The sequence below is a fragment of the Paenibacillus sp. FSL K6-1318 genome, from assembly GCF_037976905.1.
Lineage (GTDB): Bacteria > Bacillota > Bacilli > Paenibacillales > Paenibacillaceae > Paenibacillus > Paenibacillus amylolyticus_A.
Window position 1 is genome coordinate 1 of record NZ_CP150270.1, and the last position, 19464, is coordinate 19464.

Annotated in this window: 11 protein-coding genes and 3 rRNA genes; 12 read left to right on the forward strand and 2 right to left on the reverse strand. The window is 47.3% G+C overall.

Features of this window, described 5'->3' with window-relative positions; genetic code table 11:
- From dnaA to gyrB, 6 genes are all read left to right on the forward strand, one after another.
- Window positions 1-1347 carry a chromosomal replication initiator protein DnaA gene (gene dnaA / locus NYE45_RS00005; RefSeq protein WP_036611990.1) on the forward strand — a complete coding sequence of 449 codons (1347 nt, stop codon included), beginning with the start codon at window positions 1-3 and terminating at the stop codon, window positions 1345-1347.
- 220 nt (window positions 1348-1567) lie between these two features.
- Window positions 1568-2710 (forward strand): DNA polymerase III subunit beta, encoded by a 1143-nt coding sequence (gene dnaN, locus NYE45_RS00010; protein ID WP_340015140.1) that lies wholly within the window; start codon window positions 1568-1570, stop codon window positions 2708-2710.
- Between the two features lie 16 nt (window positions 2711-2726).
- Complete coding sequence (gene yaaA / locus NYE45_RS00015; protein WP_036611994.1) at window positions 2727-2942, forward strand: S4 domain-containing protein YaaA; 216 nt, start codon at window positions 2727-2729, stop codon at window positions 2940-2942.
- A gap of 57 nt (window positions 2943-2999) precedes the next feature.
- Entirely contained in the window at window positions 3000-4112 is a 1113-nt protein-coding gene (gene recF, locus NYE45_RS00020; RefSeq protein ID WP_076216624.1) for a DNA replication/repair protein RecF, read from the forward strand.
- A gap of 13 nt (window positions 4113-4125) precedes the next feature.
- Window positions 4126-4374 (forward strand): extracellular matrix/biofilm biosynthesis regulator RemA family protein, encoded by a 249-nt coding sequence (locus tag NYE45_RS00025; protein WP_017691405.1) that lies wholly within the window; start codon window positions 4126-4128, stop codon window positions 4372-4374.
- A 144-nt stretch (window positions 4375-4518) separates the two neighbouring features.
- Window positions 4519-6429 (forward strand): DNA topoisomerase (ATP-hydrolyzing) subunit B, encoded by a 1911-nt coding sequence (gene gyrB, locus NYE45_RS00030; protein WP_062836512.1) that lies wholly within the window; start codon window positions 4519-4521, stop codon window positions 6427-6429.
- Window positions 6430-6516: 87 nt separating this feature from the next.
- Here gyrB and NYE45_RS00035 read toward each other — a convergent pair whose 3' ends face one another.
- Window positions 6517-7464, reverse strand: coding sequence for a YheC/YheD family protein (locus NYE45_RS00035; protein ID WP_340015141.1), 948 nt, complete (start codon window positions 7462-7464; stop codon window positions 6517-6519).
- Window positions 7465-7891: 427 nt separating this feature from the next.
- Between NYE45_RS00035 and gyrA the strand changes: the two genes are divergently transcribed.
- From gyrA to NYE45_RS00065, 6 genes are all read left to right on the forward strand, one after another.
- A complete protein-coding gene (gene gyrA / locus NYE45_RS00040; RefSeq protein WP_340015142.1) occupies window positions 7892-10456 on the forward strand; it encodes a DNA gyrase subunit A in 2565 nt (854 codons plus the stop codon).
- A gap of 223 nt (window positions 10457-10679) precedes the next feature.
- Window positions 10680-11798 (forward strand): HD-GYP domain-containing protein, encoded by a 1119-nt coding sequence (locus tag NYE45_RS00045; protein WP_340015143.1) that lies wholly within the window; start codon window positions 10680-10682, stop codon window positions 11796-11798.
- Window positions 11799-12314: 516 nt separating this feature from the next.
- Window positions 12315-13867 (forward strand): 16S ribosomal RNA (locus NYE45_RS00050).
- Between the two features lie 298 nt (window positions 13868-14165).
- A 23S ribosomal RNA gene (locus NYE45_RS00055) occupies window positions 14166-17094 on the forward strand.
- Window positions 17095-17230: 136 nt separating this feature from the next.
- Window positions 17231-17347: ribosomal RNA gene (gene rrf, locus NYE45_RS00060) — 5S ribosomal RNA — on the forward strand.
- Together the 16S, 23S and 5S rRNA genes form the textbook arrangement of a ribosomal RNA operon.
- 212 nt (window positions 17348-17559) lie before the next feature.
- The gene (locus NYE45_RS00065; protein ID WP_082763048.1) at window positions 17560-18000 is read left to right on the forward strand and encodes a hypothetical protein; all 441 of its coding nucleotides are present in this window, start codon (window positions 17560-17562) and stop codon (window positions 17998-18000) included.
- Window positions 18001-18659: 659 nt separating this feature from the next.
- Here the strand turns inward: NYE45_RS00065 and NYE45_RS00070 are convergent.
- Complete coding sequence (locus NYE45_RS00070; RefSeq protein WP_076216777.1) at window positions 18660-19184, reverse strand: hypothetical protein; 525 nt, start codon at window positions 19182-19184, stop codon at window positions 18660-18662.
- Between the last annotated feature and the right edge of the window lie 280 nt (window positions 19185-19464).

A 19464-nucleotide genomic window follows, 5' to 3' on the forward strand; every position in this document is an offset into this window, starting at 1 on the left:
GTGGACAGCCATACTTCTGATTTATGGCAGCAAATTTTATCAATCATACAAAACAAACTCAGCAAACCCAGCTTTGACACCTGGTTCAAAGCAACCAAAGCCACAAAGCTGAATGACCGTTCAATCGTCATTTCCGCACCAACCACATTTGCCGTCGAATGGCTGGAGAGCCGTTACACCAAATTGGTTGGCTCGACGGTATACGAGCTACTTGGCAAACAAGTCGATGTGAAATTTGTCATCGAAGAGAACAAGCCTGCTGAACCGGACCCGCAACTGCCGGCGCCAACGCCTACAGTCGTACAGGAAGAAGCGGTACTCAGCATGCTGAATCCGAAATATACGTTCGATACATTTGTCATCGGGCCGGGCAACCGTTTTGCCCATGCCGCATCGCTGGCGGTCGCTGAAGCGCCCGCCAAAGCTTACAATCCACTCTTTCTGTATGGAGGAGTAGGTCTCGGTAAAACTCACTTGATGCATGCGATCGGACATTATGTTCTGGAGCATGATCCGGGCAGCAAAGTCGTTTATTTGTCGTCTGAGAAATTCACGAACGAATTCATTAACTCGATCCGTGACAACCGCGGGGAGAGCTTCCGTAACAAATACCGGAGCGTCGACATTCTGCTCATTGATGATATTCAGTTCTTGGCGGGAAAAGAATCGACACAAGAGGAATTTTTCCATACGTTTAATGCGCTGCATGAGGAACGGAAGCAGATCATCATCTCCAGCGACAGACCACCGAAGGAAATTCCGACATTGGAAGAACGACTTCGTTCTCGCTTTGAATGGGGGTTAATTACGGATATCCAGCCTCCAGATTTGGAGACACGGATCGCTATTCTGCGGAAAAAGGCACGTGCGGAAAACTTGGATATTCCGAATGAAGCGATGATGTACATTGCCAACCAGATTGACACCAACATCCGAGAACTGGAAGGCGCCCTGATTCGCGTCGTTGCTTATTCTTCGCTGACTAATCAAGATGTAACCACTCATCTGGCAGCTGAAGCACTGAAGGATATTATTCCTTCCAGTCGTCCCAAAATGATCACTATTCATGACATCCAACAAAAGGTCGGCGAGTACTATAGCCTTAAGCTTGAAGATTTCAAAGCACGGAAACGGACCAAGGCAGTTGCTTTCCCAAGACAGATTGCCATGTATCTCTCTCGTGAACTGACAGACTTTTCTCTGCCCAAAATCGGGGAAGCATTCGGAGGACGAGATCACACCACTGTCATTCACGCTCACGAAAAAATCTCCCAAGCGATTAAAAACGATCAGGATCTCTATAAAGTTATCAACAACTTAACCGAAAAAATTAAGAATCCAACCTGAACAAGTCCCAAGCCTATGCACAACGTATACACATGTGGATAGGCTTGGGTGTACGGGTTTATACCCACTTATCCACATATTCAGTGCCCCTATTACTATTATTACTAAAAAGATCTTAAAGATATCATCTCCAAAATAGCCATTTCGGAGCTTAGCCTTCGGCCTTTGAAAAACACCTTTCAACACCCCAACACCCAAAAAATCAGCTAGGAGTGAAACCATGAAAATCAGCATAATGAAAAACTACTTAAACGATTCCATACAGCAAGTATCCAAAGCGATCTCGAGCCGTACAACGATTCCGATTCTGAGCGGTATCAAATTCGACGTGAATCATCAAGGTATAACGTTGACTGCAAGCGACACCGATATATCCATTCAATCCTTCATCCCGCTTGAAGATGGAGATAAAAGCGTGGTTCAGGTAGAACAACCGGGCAGTGTAGTTTTGCCAGCCAAGTTTTTCGTGGAGATCATCAAGAAGCTGCCATCCCAAGAAGTGCACATGGAAGTCAAAGAGAACTTCAACACCTTTATCTCTGCAGGTGCTACCGAGATTCAACTGGTAGGTCTTGATCCGGAAGAATTCCCGGTACTGCCGAGCATCGAAGAAAACCAAACCGTCTCCATTCCAGGAGATTTGCTGAAAAATATGATCAAACAAACGGTCTTCTCCATTTCCACACATGAGACAACGCCAATCCTTACAGGCGTACTCTGGAGTTTGGGTGACAACGAATTGAAATTTGTGGCAACAGACCGTCACCGTCTTGCTACTCGATCAGCAATGCTGGATAATGCAGAAGGTATCCGCTTCAACAACGTGGTCATTTCCGGTAAAACGCTGAACGAGCTCAGCAAAATTGTTCCGGATCAAAATACCCTTGTGGATATCGTTGTTGCAGATAACCAGGTCCTGTTCAAAATTGACCGTGTATTGTTCTACTCTCGTATTCTGGACGGAACATATCCGGATACTTCTAGAATTATTCCAACGTCATACAAAACAGAACTCGTTTTAGATACAAAAAAATTAAGTGAATCCATTGACCGGGCTTATTTGCTGTCGCGTGAAGAGAAAACAAACATCGTGCGTATGCAAACGATGGATTCGGGAACAGTCGAAATTTCCTCAAGCTCTTCCGAGCTAGGTAAAGTAAGAGAAGAAATCGAACCTGCCGAGTTTACAGGAGATCCGTTAAAAATCTCGTTCAACTCCAAATATATGCTGGATGTGCTGAAAGTTGTTGAAAGTGAGCAGCTGATGATCGCTTTTACAGGTGTCATGAGTCCAATCATCTTGAAACCGCTGGATGACAGTCACAGCCTTTACGTCATATTGCCATACCGGACGACCAACTAACGAAAGGAAGATCACAGTGAACCAAGTTACGATTCGAACGGAATATATTAAGCTTGATCAATTTTTGAAACTGGCTGATTGCATCCCAACCGGAGGTATGGCCAAAGCTTTGCTTCAGGAAGGACTTGTACGTGTGAACAAAGAGCCTGAGGAACGCCGGGGACGTAAGTTATACCCTGGGGATATCGTTGAAGTGGACGGAGAAGGCACATTCGAAGTTGCCGCAGAATAAGAAGACCAGTTCGATCCTGCTGCCTCCTGACGGACGGGATAAAAGGGAGGTTACCGCGTGTTTGTGAACAGCATTGATCTGCAGAATTTCCGCAATTATGAACATCTGAGACTGGACTCTTTTGGTCCTGTAAACTTGTTGATCGGGCAAAATGCTCAAGGCAAGACCAATCTTGCAGAGGCGATTTTTGTACTTGCACTCACCAAGAGCCACCGTACCTCCCGTGACAAGGAGTTAATCCGTTTTGGTGAGGAACGTGCCAGACTTGCAGCAGAAGTCGACAAAAAGTACGGATCGGTCAAGCTTGAACTGTCTTTGTCACAACAAGGCAAAAAAGCGAAGATTAACGGACTGGAGCAGCGCAAGTTAAGTGATTTTGTCGGCGCGCTTAATGTCGTGATGTTTGCACCGGAAGATCTGGAGATCGTAAAAGGCACACCGGGGGTCCGCCGCCGGTTTCTTGACATGGAGATCGGACAGGTTGCACCAGGCTACCTGTATCATCTGCAGCAATATCAAAAAGTGCTCGTCCAACGAAACAATTTGCTCAAGCAGCTATGGGGACAAGGGGCATCGGCCCAGACCATGCTTGAGGTATGGAACGAACAACTGGTTGAGCATGGTGTTAAAATCGTCAAAAAAAGGAAACAATTCATAAAGAAACTGCAAAAATGGGCAGAAACGATTCATCAAGGGATCACCGGAGGCGGAGAAGTCTTGCGGCTGGCCTACCTTCCTTCCTTCAGCGAAGCCGCTGAAGAAGATGAAGCTGTCTTAATGGACCAATTTATGATAAAATTATCACAAATGAAAGAGCAGGAGATTCGCCGAGGCACAACCCTTAGTGGGCCGCATCGGGATGACCTGTCCTTTTTCATTAACGATCGGGAAGTACAAACATATGGCTCGCAGGGGCAGCAGCGCACAACGGCGTTGTCCCTTAAACTTGCGGAAATTGAACTGATTCACGAAGAAATCGGAGAATATCCGGTCCTGCTGCTCGACGACGTCCTGTCCGAACTGGATCCTTTTCGCCAGACACAGCTGATCGAAACGTTCCAGAGCAAGGTGCAAACCTTTATTACGGCTACGGGGATCGAGAGCCTGAACGTTGACAAGCTCAAAGATGCCAGTATTTATCACGTTCATGCCGGACAGGTTGAACGCTAAGGAGTGAGGGCTTATGTACATTCATCTGGGCGGTGAGAAGATTATCCGTTCTTCCGAATTGGTCGCTATTTTTGATATATCGATTGAAAAATCCTCAAAGATCTCCAAGCAGTATGTCACGCATGCCGAACAGGAAAAAACAGTGGAACACATCGGCGAAGAGGAAGCCAAGTCCATTGTGGTGACCAAAAACATTGTGTACTACTCGCCTATTTCCTCAGCCACGCTGAAGAAGCGGGCTCACATTTTCCCTGATCTTTAGCATTGGCTTGGCATAAAAGGTGTGTCTTTTGCTGCTTGTCTTTATGTGGACAGCTGGCTGAAATGAACGACGTTGCCTATTTCAGCAAACATTCTTAGTTAACGCATATTTACGATATTGAATCTATAGAAGTAGGTGAAAGGCATGTCTATGAATCAACCGTCATATGATGCGAATGAAATTCAGGTCCTTGAAGGATTGGAAGCCGTACGGAAGCGTCCGGGGATGTATATCGGTTCCACCAGTTCCAAGGGCCTGCATCATCTGGTCTGGGAAGTAGTGGACAACAGTATCGACGAAGCGCTTGCAGGTTACTGTGACCACATTGAGGTCAGTATCCATGAAGATAACAGCGTAACTGTAGTCGATAACGGACGGGGTATTCCTGTCGGCGAACATGCCAAAATGAAACGTCCTGCACTTGAGGTAGTTATGACTGTACTCCACGCAGGGGGGAAATTTGGCGGCGGCGGATATAAAGTATCCGGTGGTTTGCATGGTGTTGGTGTGTCCGTTGTAAATGCTCTCTCTGAAAAAGTGGTTGTAACGGTTAAACGTGAGGGACATATCTACCAACAGGAATATCGTCGTGGAGCTCCACAGTATGACCTGAAAGTGATCGGTACAACCGACGAAACAGGAACAACGGTTAGGTTCCATCCAGACCCTGAAATTTTCACAGAAACGAGAGTTTATGAATATGACATCTTGCTTGCCCGTATTCGTGAGCTGGCGTTCCTGAACAAGGGTATTGGTCTTACTTTGACGGATGAGCGTACAGGTGCAACCAACTCGTTCTTGTACGAAGGCGGCATTATCGAATACGTCTCCTTCCTCAACCAGAAGCGCGAAGTATTGCATGAAAATCCAATTTACGTTGAAGGTTCCAGAGATAACATCCAGGTGGAAGTTGCCCTGCAATACAATGACAACTATACCGAGAACATCTATTCCTTCGCGAACAATATCAACACGCATGAGGGCGGAACGCATGAATCAGGCTTCAAGAGTGCCCTTACACGGATCATCAATGACTACGCCCGCAAGGCGGGAGTAATCAAGGACAGCACCGGTAACCTTTCTGGAGATGACGTGCGTGAAGGTTTGACGGCTATTATTTCGGTCAAGATTCCGGAACCGCAATTTGAAGGACAGACGAAGACCAAGCTTGGTAACAGTGAAGTGCGTGGTATTGTCGAATCCTTGTTTGCCGAGAAGCTGCAGGAGTTCCTGGAAGAGAATCCTTCCGTATCCCGTCGCATTTTGGAAAAAGGTCTGCAAGCAGCACGTGCCCGGGAAGCGGCCCGTAAAGCACGGGAACTGACACGTCGTAAAGGTGCACTGGAAGTAAGCTCACTTCCAGGTAAACTGGCCGACTGTTCATCCAAGGATGCTTCAATCAGCGAATTGTACATCGTCGAAGGTGACTCTGCGGGCGGATCAGCGAAGCAAGGTCGGGATCGTCATTTCCAAGCGATTTTGCCGCTCCGTGGTAAGATTCTGAACGTGGAAAAAGCTCGTCTGGACCGGATCTTGGGTAATGCGGAGATTAGAGCAATTATTACGGCGATGGGTACAGGTATTGGTGATGACTTTGATATTGCCAAAGCCCGTTATCATAAAATCATTTTGATGACCGATGCCGACGTCGATGGTGCTCATATCCGAACACTGTTGCTGACATTCCTGTATCGGTATATGCGCAAAATCATTGAGGCAGGCTATGTGTACATTGCGCAGCCGCCATTGTTCAAGATTGAGCGTAACAAAGTGATTCGCTATGCTGGTTCCGAGAAAGAACGCGATGAAATTATTGCAACGCTCGGTGAAAATGCGAAATTCAACGTTCAGCGTTACAAAGGTCTCGGTGAGATGAATGCCGGACAATTGTGGGAAACGACGATGGATCCGGAGAGCCGGACCATGATGCAAGTATCGATCAACGATGCGATACTTGCTGATGCCATGTTCGACACCCTCATGGGGGATAACGTTGAACCGCGTCGTGACTTTATCCAGGAAAATGCGAAATACGTGAAAAACCTCGACATTTAACGATATTCGAAGAGGCGCCTGAGAGGGCGCCTTTTTATATTATTGGAATTATCGAAGAGGGAGACTAATAGACTCCCGTATTGGTTTTTATCGACGTACACGTCTTTTGGTAGCTGAGGCCTGTGCTTTAGGGGATGGACGAGAGCTTTTGCTCTTTTTGGAGGGTAGACGACCGTAGGCAATCGCATAACGTTTGATCTTCCGGTAGGTCTCCTTGTCCGGTAGTAAGCCAAAAGCATAAATGCCTGGCAGTGTATTGACTTCAAGAATCCAGGGGCGTCCTTCTTCGTCTAGTGCAATATCTATACCAATCTCCTTGAGCCTTGGAAATGATGTTTGCAATTGCACGGCAGTATGAATGCCTAATCGGTACAGCTCATGGCGAAGCTTCTTGAAGCCATCCTGATGCAGATGGGGGAGTACGAGTTCTTCGAACGTGGCCAATCGTCCACCACCATGGATGTTGGTGATGATTTTGCCCGGGGCGGCAACCCGTCCCAGTACACCTGTTGTCTCCCAGTTGTGTTGCAGATTTTTCTGGGTCAACACGCGCAAGTCAAAAGGCAAACCTTCATGCTTCATCAGCGGGATCCCTTGTTGAATGATATAGTTACGTTTCTGTATACGATCATTCAGTGCCCGTTCGAGATCGTCCAGGGAATGAAATGACCTTTCCTCTGTTCCATATTTGAGTTGATATGTTGTTGTGAGTTGGGTAGCTCTGGAGGTAACAACACTTGCTTCGGTATCTTCAGATAGGTTCCGATCATTGTGTTCTTCGGTAACCTCTGCATCTGTGGTGGAATCTTCGGAATAAAACACAGGTTGGTACATACGGGTGGTTTTCACCCGCATAACTCCATTGCCGTAAGTGCCACGGTCCGGTTTGATATAGTTCGACTCGAATAATTCAGTCATTCGTTCCAGGGTTTGACGGCTATATTTTCGGGTCACAGGGATATATTCATTCACATTGCGACTGCGTTGTAACACAGCTGTTTTGGCCCATTTGCTGGAGACACGCTGGATACCCAAGATTCATCAGTCCTTTCATGTTTTGCTCAGTTCTCAAGAGGGGAAGACACGGAGAAATCGAAGGACAAGAGACGATTTCAGTGGTATAATAGAGAAATATGGCGTTTTGTGCGATGAGCTGCACAATTTGCAGTTTGATCGTAGAACGGGAACGGCTTTAGCCTCGGTGGGCACAGTACATATGCCGCTTTTTCTAGCATTGTATGTGCAATTGGGGAGGAAGGCAGGGCGAATCCCCAGAGACGCAGAAGTTCCCGGAAGAAAGGCTATTGCCCAGCGGACGTTTAATTGTGTAACTTTTGTGAAAGTAATATAATAAAGAGTAGCGTTCTTGCGCGGTTTTAGCCTTGTTAGGCTTTTCACATATAATCAATTTTTTTAGCATGACGGAATGGAACGTTTGTTTAGGACAAGAAGGAGGTCCAGCATGGCGGAAGAAATGAACTCGCAGATTACAGATCGGGATATTGGCGTCGAGATGCGTGAATCGTTTATGGATTATGCGATGAGCATCATTGTTAGCCGTGCCTTACCTGACGTGCGTGATGGATTGAAGCCGGTTCACCGGCGTATACTGTACGCAATGTCAGAGCTCGGCATGACACCCGATAAACCACATAAAAAATCAGCCAGAATCGTCGGCGAAGTTATCGGTAAGTATCACCCGCACGGTGACTCTGCTGTTTACGAGACGATGGTACGGATGGCACAGGATTTCTCCCTGCGTTATATGCACGTAGATGGACATGGTAACTTTGGATCGGTCGATGGCGATATGGCAGCAGCGATGCGTTATACCGAAGCTCGTCTGTCCAAGATTGCAATGGAAATGCTCAGAGATATCAACAAGGATACGATTGACTTCCAGCCGAACTATGACGGTGAAGAACATGAACCAATCGTTCTGCCTGCTCGTTTCCCCAACTTGCTTGTCAATGGGGTCGGCGGGATCGCGGTAGGTATGGCGACCAATATTCCTCCTCATAATCTGGGAGAGGTCATTGACGGCGTACAGGCCATGATTCAAAATCCGGATATTACATCCATGGAACTGATGGATTACATTCAAGGGCCAGATTTCCCAACGTCCGGTTACATTTTGGGACGCTCCGGCATTCGTCAAGCGTATCAGACCGGACGTGGTTCAGTAACGATGCGGGCCAAAACCAACATCGAAGAAAATAACAATAAAGCGAGAATTATCGTTACAGAGCTCCCTTATCAGGTGAACAAGGCGAGACTCGTTGAGAAAATCGCTGAGTTGGTACGTGATAAAAAGATTGATGGCATTACAGACCTTCGTGATGAGTCTGACCGTAACGGTATGCGGGTTGTAATTGAGCTTCGCAGAGACGTGAATCCGGGGGTTGTTCTGAACAACTTGTACAAACATACATCGATGCAATCCACTTTCGGAATTAACATGCTTGCGATTGTAAATAAAGAGCCTAAAATCCTGAACTTGCGTGAAGTGTTGTATCACTATCTGCAGCATCAGATTGAGGTTATTCGCAGACGTACGCAGTTTGAACTGAAGAAGGCTGAAGCTCGTGCACACATTTTGGAAGGCTTGCGCATTGCGCTGGATCATATCGATGAGATTATTACGTTGATTCGTTCATCCAGTAATGCAGATGCAGCCAGAGAAGGTTTGATTGAGCGTTTCTCACTCAGTCATGATCAGGCTCAAGCGATTCTCGATATGCGTTTGCAACGCCTCACAGGTCTGGAACGCGAACGTATTGAAAACGAGTATAACGAACTGATGGTCAAAATCAGAGAGTATCGTGAAATCTTGGCCAATGAGCATCTGGTGCTTGAGATTATCAGTACGGAGCTGCAAGAGATTCGCGACCGCTTTAGCGATGATCGCCGTACAGAGATCACAGTAGGTGAAGAGAGCATTCTGGATGAGGACCTGATTCCACGTGAAGAGGTTATTATCACGATTACCCATACAGGCTACGTAAAACGTCTGCCGGTATCCACATACCGCAGCCAGAAGCGTGGTGGACGTGGCGTTGTAGGGATGGACACCAAAGATACCGACTTTGTTGAGCATCTATTTGTGACCAACTCTCACAATTACCTCATGTTCTTCACTGACAAAGGTAAAGTGTATCGTCTCAAAGCTTACGAGATTCCAGAGCTTGGACGTACCGCACGGGGAACACCAATTATCAACCTGATCCAGATCGAGCAGGGTGAATCGGTTAATGCCGTGATTCCAGTTCAGGAATTTGAAAGTGACAGATACTTGTTCTTTGCTACCCGTCAAGGGGTTGTGAAGAAGACGCCACTTGAGGATTACACCAATATCCGCAAAGGCGGTCTGATCGGTATTTCCTTGCGTGATGATGATATCCTGATTGATGTTAAGCTGACCGATGGACAGCAAGAGATCATAATGGGTACAGCTCACGGGATGTCTATTCGATTCTCGGAAGGAAATGTACGTTCCATGGGACGTAGTGCAACCGGGGTTAAAGGGATCACATTGGATGAACAGGATGCCGTTATTGGCATGGATGTAGTCGATAAAGAGCTTGATGTTCTGATCGTTACAGCCAAAGGTTATGGTAAACGTACACCTGTCAGTGATTATCGGATGCAGACTCGTGGTGGTAAAGGGATCAAAACCATCAATGTCACAGAGAAGAACGGCGCTGTAGTCAGCCTCAAAATGGTTAAAACCGAAGAGGATCTGATGATTATCACGTCTAGCGGTACTTTGATCCGGATGAGCATGGAAGGCATATCCACCATGGGTCGATATACGCAAGGTGTGAAGCTGATTCATATTCGTGATGAGGATTCGGTGGCCACAGTCAGCCGAATTGATAAGAATGAAGAAGAACCAGACGACGAATTGCTTGAAGGCTCGGAAGGCGGGGAGACCCAAACTCCGGCAGTAAGCCTGGAAGAAGATACTGTTGCTGACGCGGAAGCTGATGCTGAAGTTGAGGGCGACGATTCCGGTTCGGAAGCATAAGAATAGAATTTCAGAAAACCAATCTCTTGGAGATTGGGAAAGATTAAGAGGGCTCCCACTGGGGGCCCTTTTGTTGTATAAAGGAACCATCACTTTGATTAATCAGAATCTGGGATGTACAGCCTGATTTTTGAGTAATATAATGGGAAATATCATGAAAAAACCGGGACTATGGTCTTGTTTTGTTATTAACATAGAAGAACGATGAGTGAGGGGAATAAACATGGGATTAATCACCCTGTCAGAAGTCAAACCAGGACTCAAACTTGGAAGTGATGTGCAAACGCTTCGCGGCAACGTTCTGCTTCAGAAGGGCAAAGTCATTTTACCCAAGGATATGGAAGTACTCAAAGCCTTTATGATTCACCAGGTAGATATTGAACAAGAAAGAATGGTATCGGGCAGTACAGGCACCAAAGGTGCATCTGGGTCCGCAGGAAGTACAACAAATGAGAATAATGGTGAACGGGCAGGGAAGACAGGGAACGTCACCACAGCTCCTGTAGTAACGTCTCTACAGGATGAGTATGAGAAGATGGTCGGACTAACCAAAAATGCATTTCTGTCCTCTCTGGCGGCTGAATTGCCTGTATATGAGTTGCGTACACAGTTGGAGGCTGTGTTTGTACATCTCAAACAATATAATGTGCTCACCTTCAGTCCACGAGTAATGCAAGAACATGATTATGTATATCACCATGCTGTACTGAGCGCGATCACATCGTATCAATTGGCCCAATGGATGGATCTCCCCTCTAAGGACTGGATGCAGGTTGCTTTTGCAGGCCTGTTCCATGATATTGGTAACAATAAAGTAGATCCGCAGATTCTCCATAAGCCATCCACATTGACGGCAGCAGAGCAGGAAGAGATCCGCCAGCATACCAAATACGGTTATCAGGTGCTTAAACAGGCAAAAGCCATTAATGAGGGGGCTAGACTTGCAGCCTTGCAACATCACGAAAAAGTGGATGGATCGGGCTACCCATTGCAGCTTAGCGGAACGCAGATTCATATTTACGCCAAGATTGTAGCTATCGCTGATATTTTCCACGCCATGACGTTAGAGAAGATCTATCGCAAGGCACAATCACCGTATCTGGTCCTGGAACAGATCCAGAGTGAAGCGTTCGGGAAATTAGATCCTGCAATTGTAAGTGTATTTGTTCAACGGTCGACCCAGATCCATAATGGCATCCGGGTAAAACTCAGCAATAACCAAATTGGAGAGATCGTATTCTCTGATCGGGATCATCCTACGCGGCCTATGGTGTCAGTAGAAGGAACCATCATTAACTTAATGCAGCAACGGCAACTTCACATTCAAGAGGTTATCGGTTAATTATAGATATTAGAGAAACTTGATGAGAGGGTCTTTCTTTTATAGAGAGGCCTTTTTATGTGAATTAAGTGTAGTCATGTAGATATATCACGATGATTATAGAAAAATTAATAATTAAATAAAAAAAGACTTGCAATCAAAATCTGTACATGGTATATTCTAATTCCGGCCAAGAAAACACGGTTTACACGGTGCGGCAAGCGAAACAAATAAGCTTCGAAAGAAACTTAAAAAAAGAGCTTGCAAAGTTGGTTTGGATGTGATAAGATATAAAAGTTGCTGAAGAGAACAGCATTCGGTAACGAAACAAGTTTGATCTTTGAAAACTGAACAACGAGTGAGTAACGATCTTGCTTGCAAGATCGACGCTGAGAAATTGGTACAAGTCTTCGGACTGTATGATTTCGAAGCAAAAAAAGAGATTTTTAATCTCGTCAGATTCAAAATGAGCTTATCGCTCTTTTCAAATACTGAGATGATTTTCATAGCGTTTAACCGCGCTACTGAAATTCATCTTTATTGGAGAGTTTGATCCTGGCTCAGGACGAACGCTGGCGGCATGCCTAATACATGCAAGTCGAGCGGACTTGAAGAGAAGCTTGCTTCTCTGATGGTTAGCGGCGGACGGGTGAGTAACACGTAGGCAACCTGCCCTCAAGTTTGGGACAACTACCGGAAACGGTAGCTAATACCGAATAGTTGTTTTCTTCGCCTGAAGAGAACTGGAAAGACGGAGCAATCTGTCACTTGGGGATGGGCCTGCGGCGCATTAGCTAGTTGGTGAGGTAACGGCTCACCAAGGCGACGATGCGTAGCCGACCTGAGAGGGTGATCGGCCACACTGGGACTGAGACACGGCCCAGACTCCTACGGGAGGCAGCAGTAGGGAATCTTCCGCAATGGGCGAAAGCCTGACGGAGCAATGCCGCGTGAGTGATGAAGGTTTTCGGATCGTAAAGCTCTGTTGCCAGGGAAGAACGCTTGGGAGAGTAACTGCTCTCAAGGTGACGGTACCTGAGAAGAAAGCCCCGGCTAACTACGTGCCAGCAGCCGCGGTAATACGTAGGGGGCAAGCGTTGTCCGGAATTATTGGGCGTAAAGCGCGCGCAGGCGGTCATTTAAGTCTGGTGTTTAATCCCGGGGCTCAACCCCGGATCGCACTGGAAACTGGGTGACTTGAGTGCAGAAGAGGAGAGTGGAATTCCACGTGTAGCGGTGAAATGCGTAGATATGTGGAGGAACACCAGTGGCGAAGGCGACTCTCTGGGCTGTAACTGACGCTGAGGCGCGAAAGCGTGGGGAGCAAACAGGATTAGATACCCTGGTAGTCCACGCCGTAAACGATGAGTGCTAGGTGTTAGGGGTTTCGATACCCTTGGTGCCGAAGTTAACACATTAAGCACTCCGCCTGGGGAGTACGGTCGCAAGACTGAAACTCAAAGGAATTGACGGGGACCCGCACAAGCAGTGGAGTATGTGGTTTAATTCGAAGCAACGCGAAGAACCTTACCAGGTCTTGACATCCCTCTGATCGGTACAGAGATGTATCTTTCCTTCGGGACAGAGGAGACAGGTGGTGCATGGTTGTCGTCAGCTCGTGTCGTGAGATGTTGGGTTAAGTCCCGCAACGAGCGCAACCCTTATATTTAGTTGCCAGCACTTCGGGTGGGCACTCTAGATAGACTGCCGGTGACAAACCGGAGGAAGGTGGGGATGACGTCAAATCATCATGCCCCTTATGACCTGGGCTACACACGTACTACAATGGCCGGTACAACGGGCTGCGAAATCGCGAGATGGAGCCAATCCCAACAAAGCCGGTCTCAGTTCGGATTGCAGGCTGCAACTCGCCTGCATGAAGTCGGAATTGCTAGTAATCGCGGATCAGCATGCCGCGGTGAATACGTTCCCGGGTCTTGTACACACCGCCCGTCACACCACGAGAGTTTATAACACCCGAAGTCGGTGGGGTAACCGCAAGGAGCCAGCCGCCGAAGGTGGGATAGATGATTGGGGTGAAGTCGTAACAAGGTAGCCGTATCGGAAGGTGCGGCTGGATCACCTCCTTTCTATGGAGAATCGTTTCCTGCAACGGAAACATTCAAATAAGCAGGTTTTAAGAACCTGCACCAGCGATTCATTTTGGTCCATCACTTCGGTGTGGATGAAATGAAGAGCACAACACTCACTCGTTGCTCAGTTTTGAGAGCTCAAACTCTCAAACAGCTTGCTTTTGCATGGAGCTTGTTCTTTGAAAACTAGATATCGAAACGAAACAAACGCGAATTAGAACATTCCTTTTAGCTAAACTTGTGTTAATCAAGTTTAAATAAAACGGTAGATTGCTATTGCTCAATATGAGCAATTGGTTAAGCTACTAAGAGCACACGGAGGATGCCTAGGCGCTAGGAGCCGATGAAGGACGTGGCGAACAACGAAACTGCCTCGGGGAGCTGTAAGCAAGCTTTGATCCGGGGGTGTCCGAATGGGGAAACCCAGCTGGGGTAATTTCCAGTTACACCTAACTGAATACATAGGTTAGTGTGAGGCATACCAGGGGAACTGAAACATCTAAGTACCCTGAGGAAGAGAAAACAATAGTGATTCCGTCAGTAGCGGCGAGCGAACGCGGAGAAGCCCAAACCAGAGAGCTTGCTCTTTGGGGTTGTGGGACGTCTCACATGGAGTTACAAAGGAACCGGTTAAGCGAAGAGGTCTGGAAAGGCCCGCCAAAGAAGGTAAAAGCCCTGTAGTTGAAAGTCTGTTCCCTCCGAGACGGATCCCGAGTAGTGCGGGGCACGTGAAACCCCGTATGAATCCGGCAGGACCATCTGCCAAGGCTAAATACTTCCTAGCGACCGATAGTGAAGCAGTACCGTGAGGGAAAGGTGAAAAGCACCCCGGAAGGGGAGTGAAATAGAACCTGAAACCGTGTGCTTACAAAAAGTCAGAGCCCGTTTTAGGGGTGATGGCGTGCCTTTTGTAGAATGAACCGGCGAGTTACGTTCCCGTGCAAGGTTAAGGTGAAGAGCCGGAGCCGCAGCGAAAGCGAGTCTGAATAGGGCGACTTAGTACGTGGACGTAGACCCGAAACCGGGTGATCTACCCCTGTCCAGGGTGAAGGTGCGGTAACACGCACTGGAGGCCCGAACCCACGCATGTTGAAAAATGCGGGGATGAGGTGGGGGTAGCGGAGAAATTCCAATCGAACTCGGAGATAGCTGGTTCTCCCCGAAATAGCTTTAGGGCTAGCCTCGGAAAACAGAGTCGTGGAGGTAGAGCACTGATTGGGTGCGGGGCCCGCAAGGGTTACCAAGCTCAGTCAAACTCCGAATGCCATAGACTTACTTCCGGGAGTCAGACAGTGAGTGCTAAGATCCATTGTCAAAAGGGAAACAGCCCAGACCATCAGCTAAGGTCCCCAAGTGTGTGTTAAGTGGGAAAGGATGTGGAGTTGCACAGACAACCAGGATGTTGGCTTAGAAGCAGCCACCATTGAAAGAGTGCGTAATAGCTCACTGGTCGAGTGACTCTGCGCCGAAAATGTAACGGGGCTAAACACACCACCGAAGCTATGGCTTGATGCTTTGCATCAGGGGTAGGGGAGCGTTGTATAAGGGTTGAAGGTGTACCGTAAGGAGCGCTGGACATTATACAAGTGAGAATGCCGGTATGAGTAACGAAAAGATCAGTGAGAATCTGATCCGCCGAAAGCCTAAGGGTTCCTGAGGAAGGCTCGTCCGCTCAGGGTAAGTCGGGACCTAAGGCGAGGCCGAAAGGCGTAGTCGAAGGACAACAGGTCGAAATTCCTGTACCACCGTAAGCCGTTATGAGCAATGGGGGGACGCAGTAGGGTAGTGACGCAGACTGATGGATGTCTGTCCAAGCAGTAAGGCTGATGTGTAGGCAAATCCGCACATCATTAAGGCTGAGCTGTGATGGGGAGTGAAAATTACAGTAGCGAAGGTCATGATCTCACACTGCCAAGAAAAGCCTCTAGCCAGGTGATGGTGCCCGTACCGCAAACCGACACAGGTAGGCGAGAAGAGTATTCTAAGGCGCGCGGAAGAACTCTCGTTAAGGAACTCGGCAAAATGACCCCGTAACTTCGGGAGAAGGGGTGCCCCGGTAGTGTGAATAGCACGAGGGGGCCGCAGTGAAAAGGCCCAAGCGACTGTTTAGCAAAAACACAGGTCTGTGCGAAGCCGTAAGGCGAAGTATACGGGCTGACGCCTGCCCGGTGCTGGAAGGTTAAGGGGAGTGGTTAGGGAGCAATCCCGAAGCTGTGAACCGAAGCCCCAGTAAACGGCGGCCGTAACTATAACGGTCCTAAGGTAGCGAAATTCCTTGTCAGGTAAATTCTGACCCGCACGAATGGCGTAACGACTTGGGCGCTGTCTCAACGAGAGATCCGGTGAAATTTTAATACCTGTGAAGATGCAGGTTACCCGCGACAAGACGGAAAGACCCCATGGAGCTTTACTGCAGCTTGATATTGAATTTGGGTACGATCTGTACAGGATAGGTGGGAGCCTTTGAAGTGGGAGCGCAAGCTTCCATGGAGGCAACGTTGGGATACCACCCTGATCGTATCTAGGTTCTAACCTGGTACCGTAATCCGGTGCGGGGACAGTGTCAGGTGGGCAGTTTGACTGGGGCGGTCGCCTCCTAAAGAGTAACGGAGGCGCCCAAAGGTTCCCTCAGAATGGTTGGAAATCATTCGAAGAGTGCAAAGGCATAAGGGAGCTTGACTGCGAGACCTACAAGTCGAGCAGGGACGAAAGTCGGGCTTAGTGATCCGGTGGTACCGCATGGAAGGGCCATCGCTCAACGGATAAAAGCTACCCTGGGGATAACAGGCTTATCTCCCCCAAGAGTCCACATCGACGGGGAGGTTTGGCACCTCGATGTCGGCTCATCGCATCCTGGGGCTGAAGTAGGTCCCAAGGGTTGGGCTGTTCGCCCATTAAAGCGGTACGCGAGCTGGGTTCAGAACGTCGTGAGACAGTTCGGTCCCTATCTGTCGTGGGCGTAGGAAATTTGAGAGGAGCTGTCCTTAGTACGAGAGGACCGGGATGGACGTACCGCTGGTGTACCAGTTGTTCCGCCAGGAGCACCGCTGGGTAGCTATGTACGGACGGGATAAACGCTGAAAGCATCTAAGCGTGAAGCCCCCCTCAAGATGAGATTTCCCAGTATGTAAGACCCCTTGAAGACGACGAGGTAGATAGGCTGGGGGTGGAAGTGCAGCAATGCATGGAGCTGACCAGTACTAATCGGTCGAGGGCTTATCCAATAGCAAGTGATAATTCGCGTGTTTCGTTTCGAATCTAGTTTTCAGAGAACAACACTCTGGGCATGGAGATTTAGTTCATTCATGGACTGATATTTTCTTGCAGAGATTTCGAGAAGCTTAGCTTCGAAAAATCATGTTTGGTGGCGATGGCGGAGGGGTTCCACACGTACCCATCCCGAACACGACCGTTAAGCCCTCTAGCGCCGATGGTACTTGGACCGCAGGGTCCTGGGAGAGTAGGATGCCGCCAAGCAATTAACCACTGCCGATGTTATTCGGTGGTGGTTTTTATTTGTTTATAAGAATTAAATCTAATGATTAGAAGCTCTGATATGATCGATAGTGGAAGGTAACATTTTTGTTACGGATAACAGCGGTAAAACCAGTATAATAGGACTATGTTAAATATGCTAAAAGTACCTGACCACAGAGCTGGAATGTGCAGCTGTGAAAAGGAGGGTGTGTGTGTTAAGTTGGCGGAGACTTGGACTACAATCATTTCTGTTGCTTTGTCTGACTGTTGTTCTGGCAGGATGCGGTGAAGCTTCAGGAGCTGTATGGACTTCATATGAAGGTGCGGTTAACGAGAAGAGTTTTCCGGTACCTAAAGTAGCGAATAAATCTGACCAGTCCGAAAACAATTCGGATATGGATTATGTTCGATATACGCTGTCTGGTATTAGTGAAAGCACTAGCTTGCCTGAGGTATATCTAGACGAGATTAAAAGCTGGGGTTGGACAGAGAGGCAAGCCAAGGGTACATCCAATGAATCCAGTACCTTGCGTGTATTTGCAAAGGAAGGGCATACTGTGCATTTAGCGGTACATGATGGTTCCTTTACACTAATGGTTCCTAGAAATGATGCTACTCAAACGACAGTTAAATCATTGGCTGAAGACGATTGAGCTGTTACGGGTAAGGTTGGATATGATTAATTAACGCTGTGATGTTCCTTATATAGTAAAGCTCCCGTGTACTTGATCGGGGGCTTTTTGTTATTTGCGAAGTAGGCTTTAGTAGTGATGGGAGAAACGATCGCTCGCGTAAAGCGCAGGAGAGGGTATGAAAGTTACAGAGAAAGTGTATTAGAACATATGGAACAGGGATAGGCGGTATGTGTGTTTGAACTATAGGGGATTGCGAGCTTTAAAAAGTAGAGGTGTAGAGATATAAAGTTCTATAAAAGCATTGTGAGTTAATGAATGACTGGTGGGACGGCTTAACTAGAAAGATGGATAGAGCTGAGACTGAGTGAGAGATCGCTCAATGCGTAAGTTCTACGAAACAAATGGGGTTATGAGATATGTAACAACAGGCGAAAAAGAGATAATTAATGGAGCCTGGCGTGGGGATAACTCATTTAACTATACCCATGCTGTGGATAATGGATGAGAAAGGACGACAAATAAAGGTTATCCACAGTGGATAACCTTTATTTGAGCAAGTGAAGCTGAGTTAAATGTACGATACGACGACCCTGTTTTGTATCAGAATATCCAAAGAACTCAGCCATTATGTATTACAGGTAATTGAGGTACATGTTCTACTGATGAATGAAGGGCAATTATTGCAGATAGTATGAGACATCTTGTTCATTCAATTTGATGAGTCCATCTTTGCGCTCGCGGGAGAGAACCATGACAACATATAAGCGAGGGCCCAGCAACCACAGATGCCAGAAGATCAGCGAGAGGGTGAAGGACAATGGCGACCATATCAAACATACTGTAATGATACATAGCCCAATCCAGCTCATGTTTAGATGTACCCGTACAAACATACGGAAACTGAAATGCTGATCAGGGATGTAACCTAACCAGGGCATACGCAGATTCCAGCGCCAGCGTTTGGCATAAGAGGTACGGACCAGAAGTAATATGGTTCTGGCGATGACATAATGAATCCAGATGGTAATTGGGCCTGCCAGTACAAAAAAGAAGAGGCCAGTCCAGGAGAATGCGAGTAGATTGAATAAGAGCATGATGACCGGCAGACACAGATAGCTATAAATGACACTGCGGGCGATAGCCTTTTTTTTCAGAAGCCGGTATTGATAAAATGTTGCCTTATTCTCCGGTTCGGCGATCATACGATTATATATCCTCCTTCGGATTCACGTTTGTGTGGGGTAGTTATTCGTTTTATATACGTGTAAAAGGGAATGAATCATGTATGTATATATGAACCTTGTATCTCACGCCATGACGATTGTACAAGATATTGAGATTCAACGGAGCTTATCTCAGTATACTCCCGAATGCACGGACTGTCAGGCTTTGATATCGTTATCATGTATTATATATCGGCTGAGAATCGAAGTTTTTTTAAGGAAATTGAATATAAGTTTGAGACAGACCAAGGGATACGTG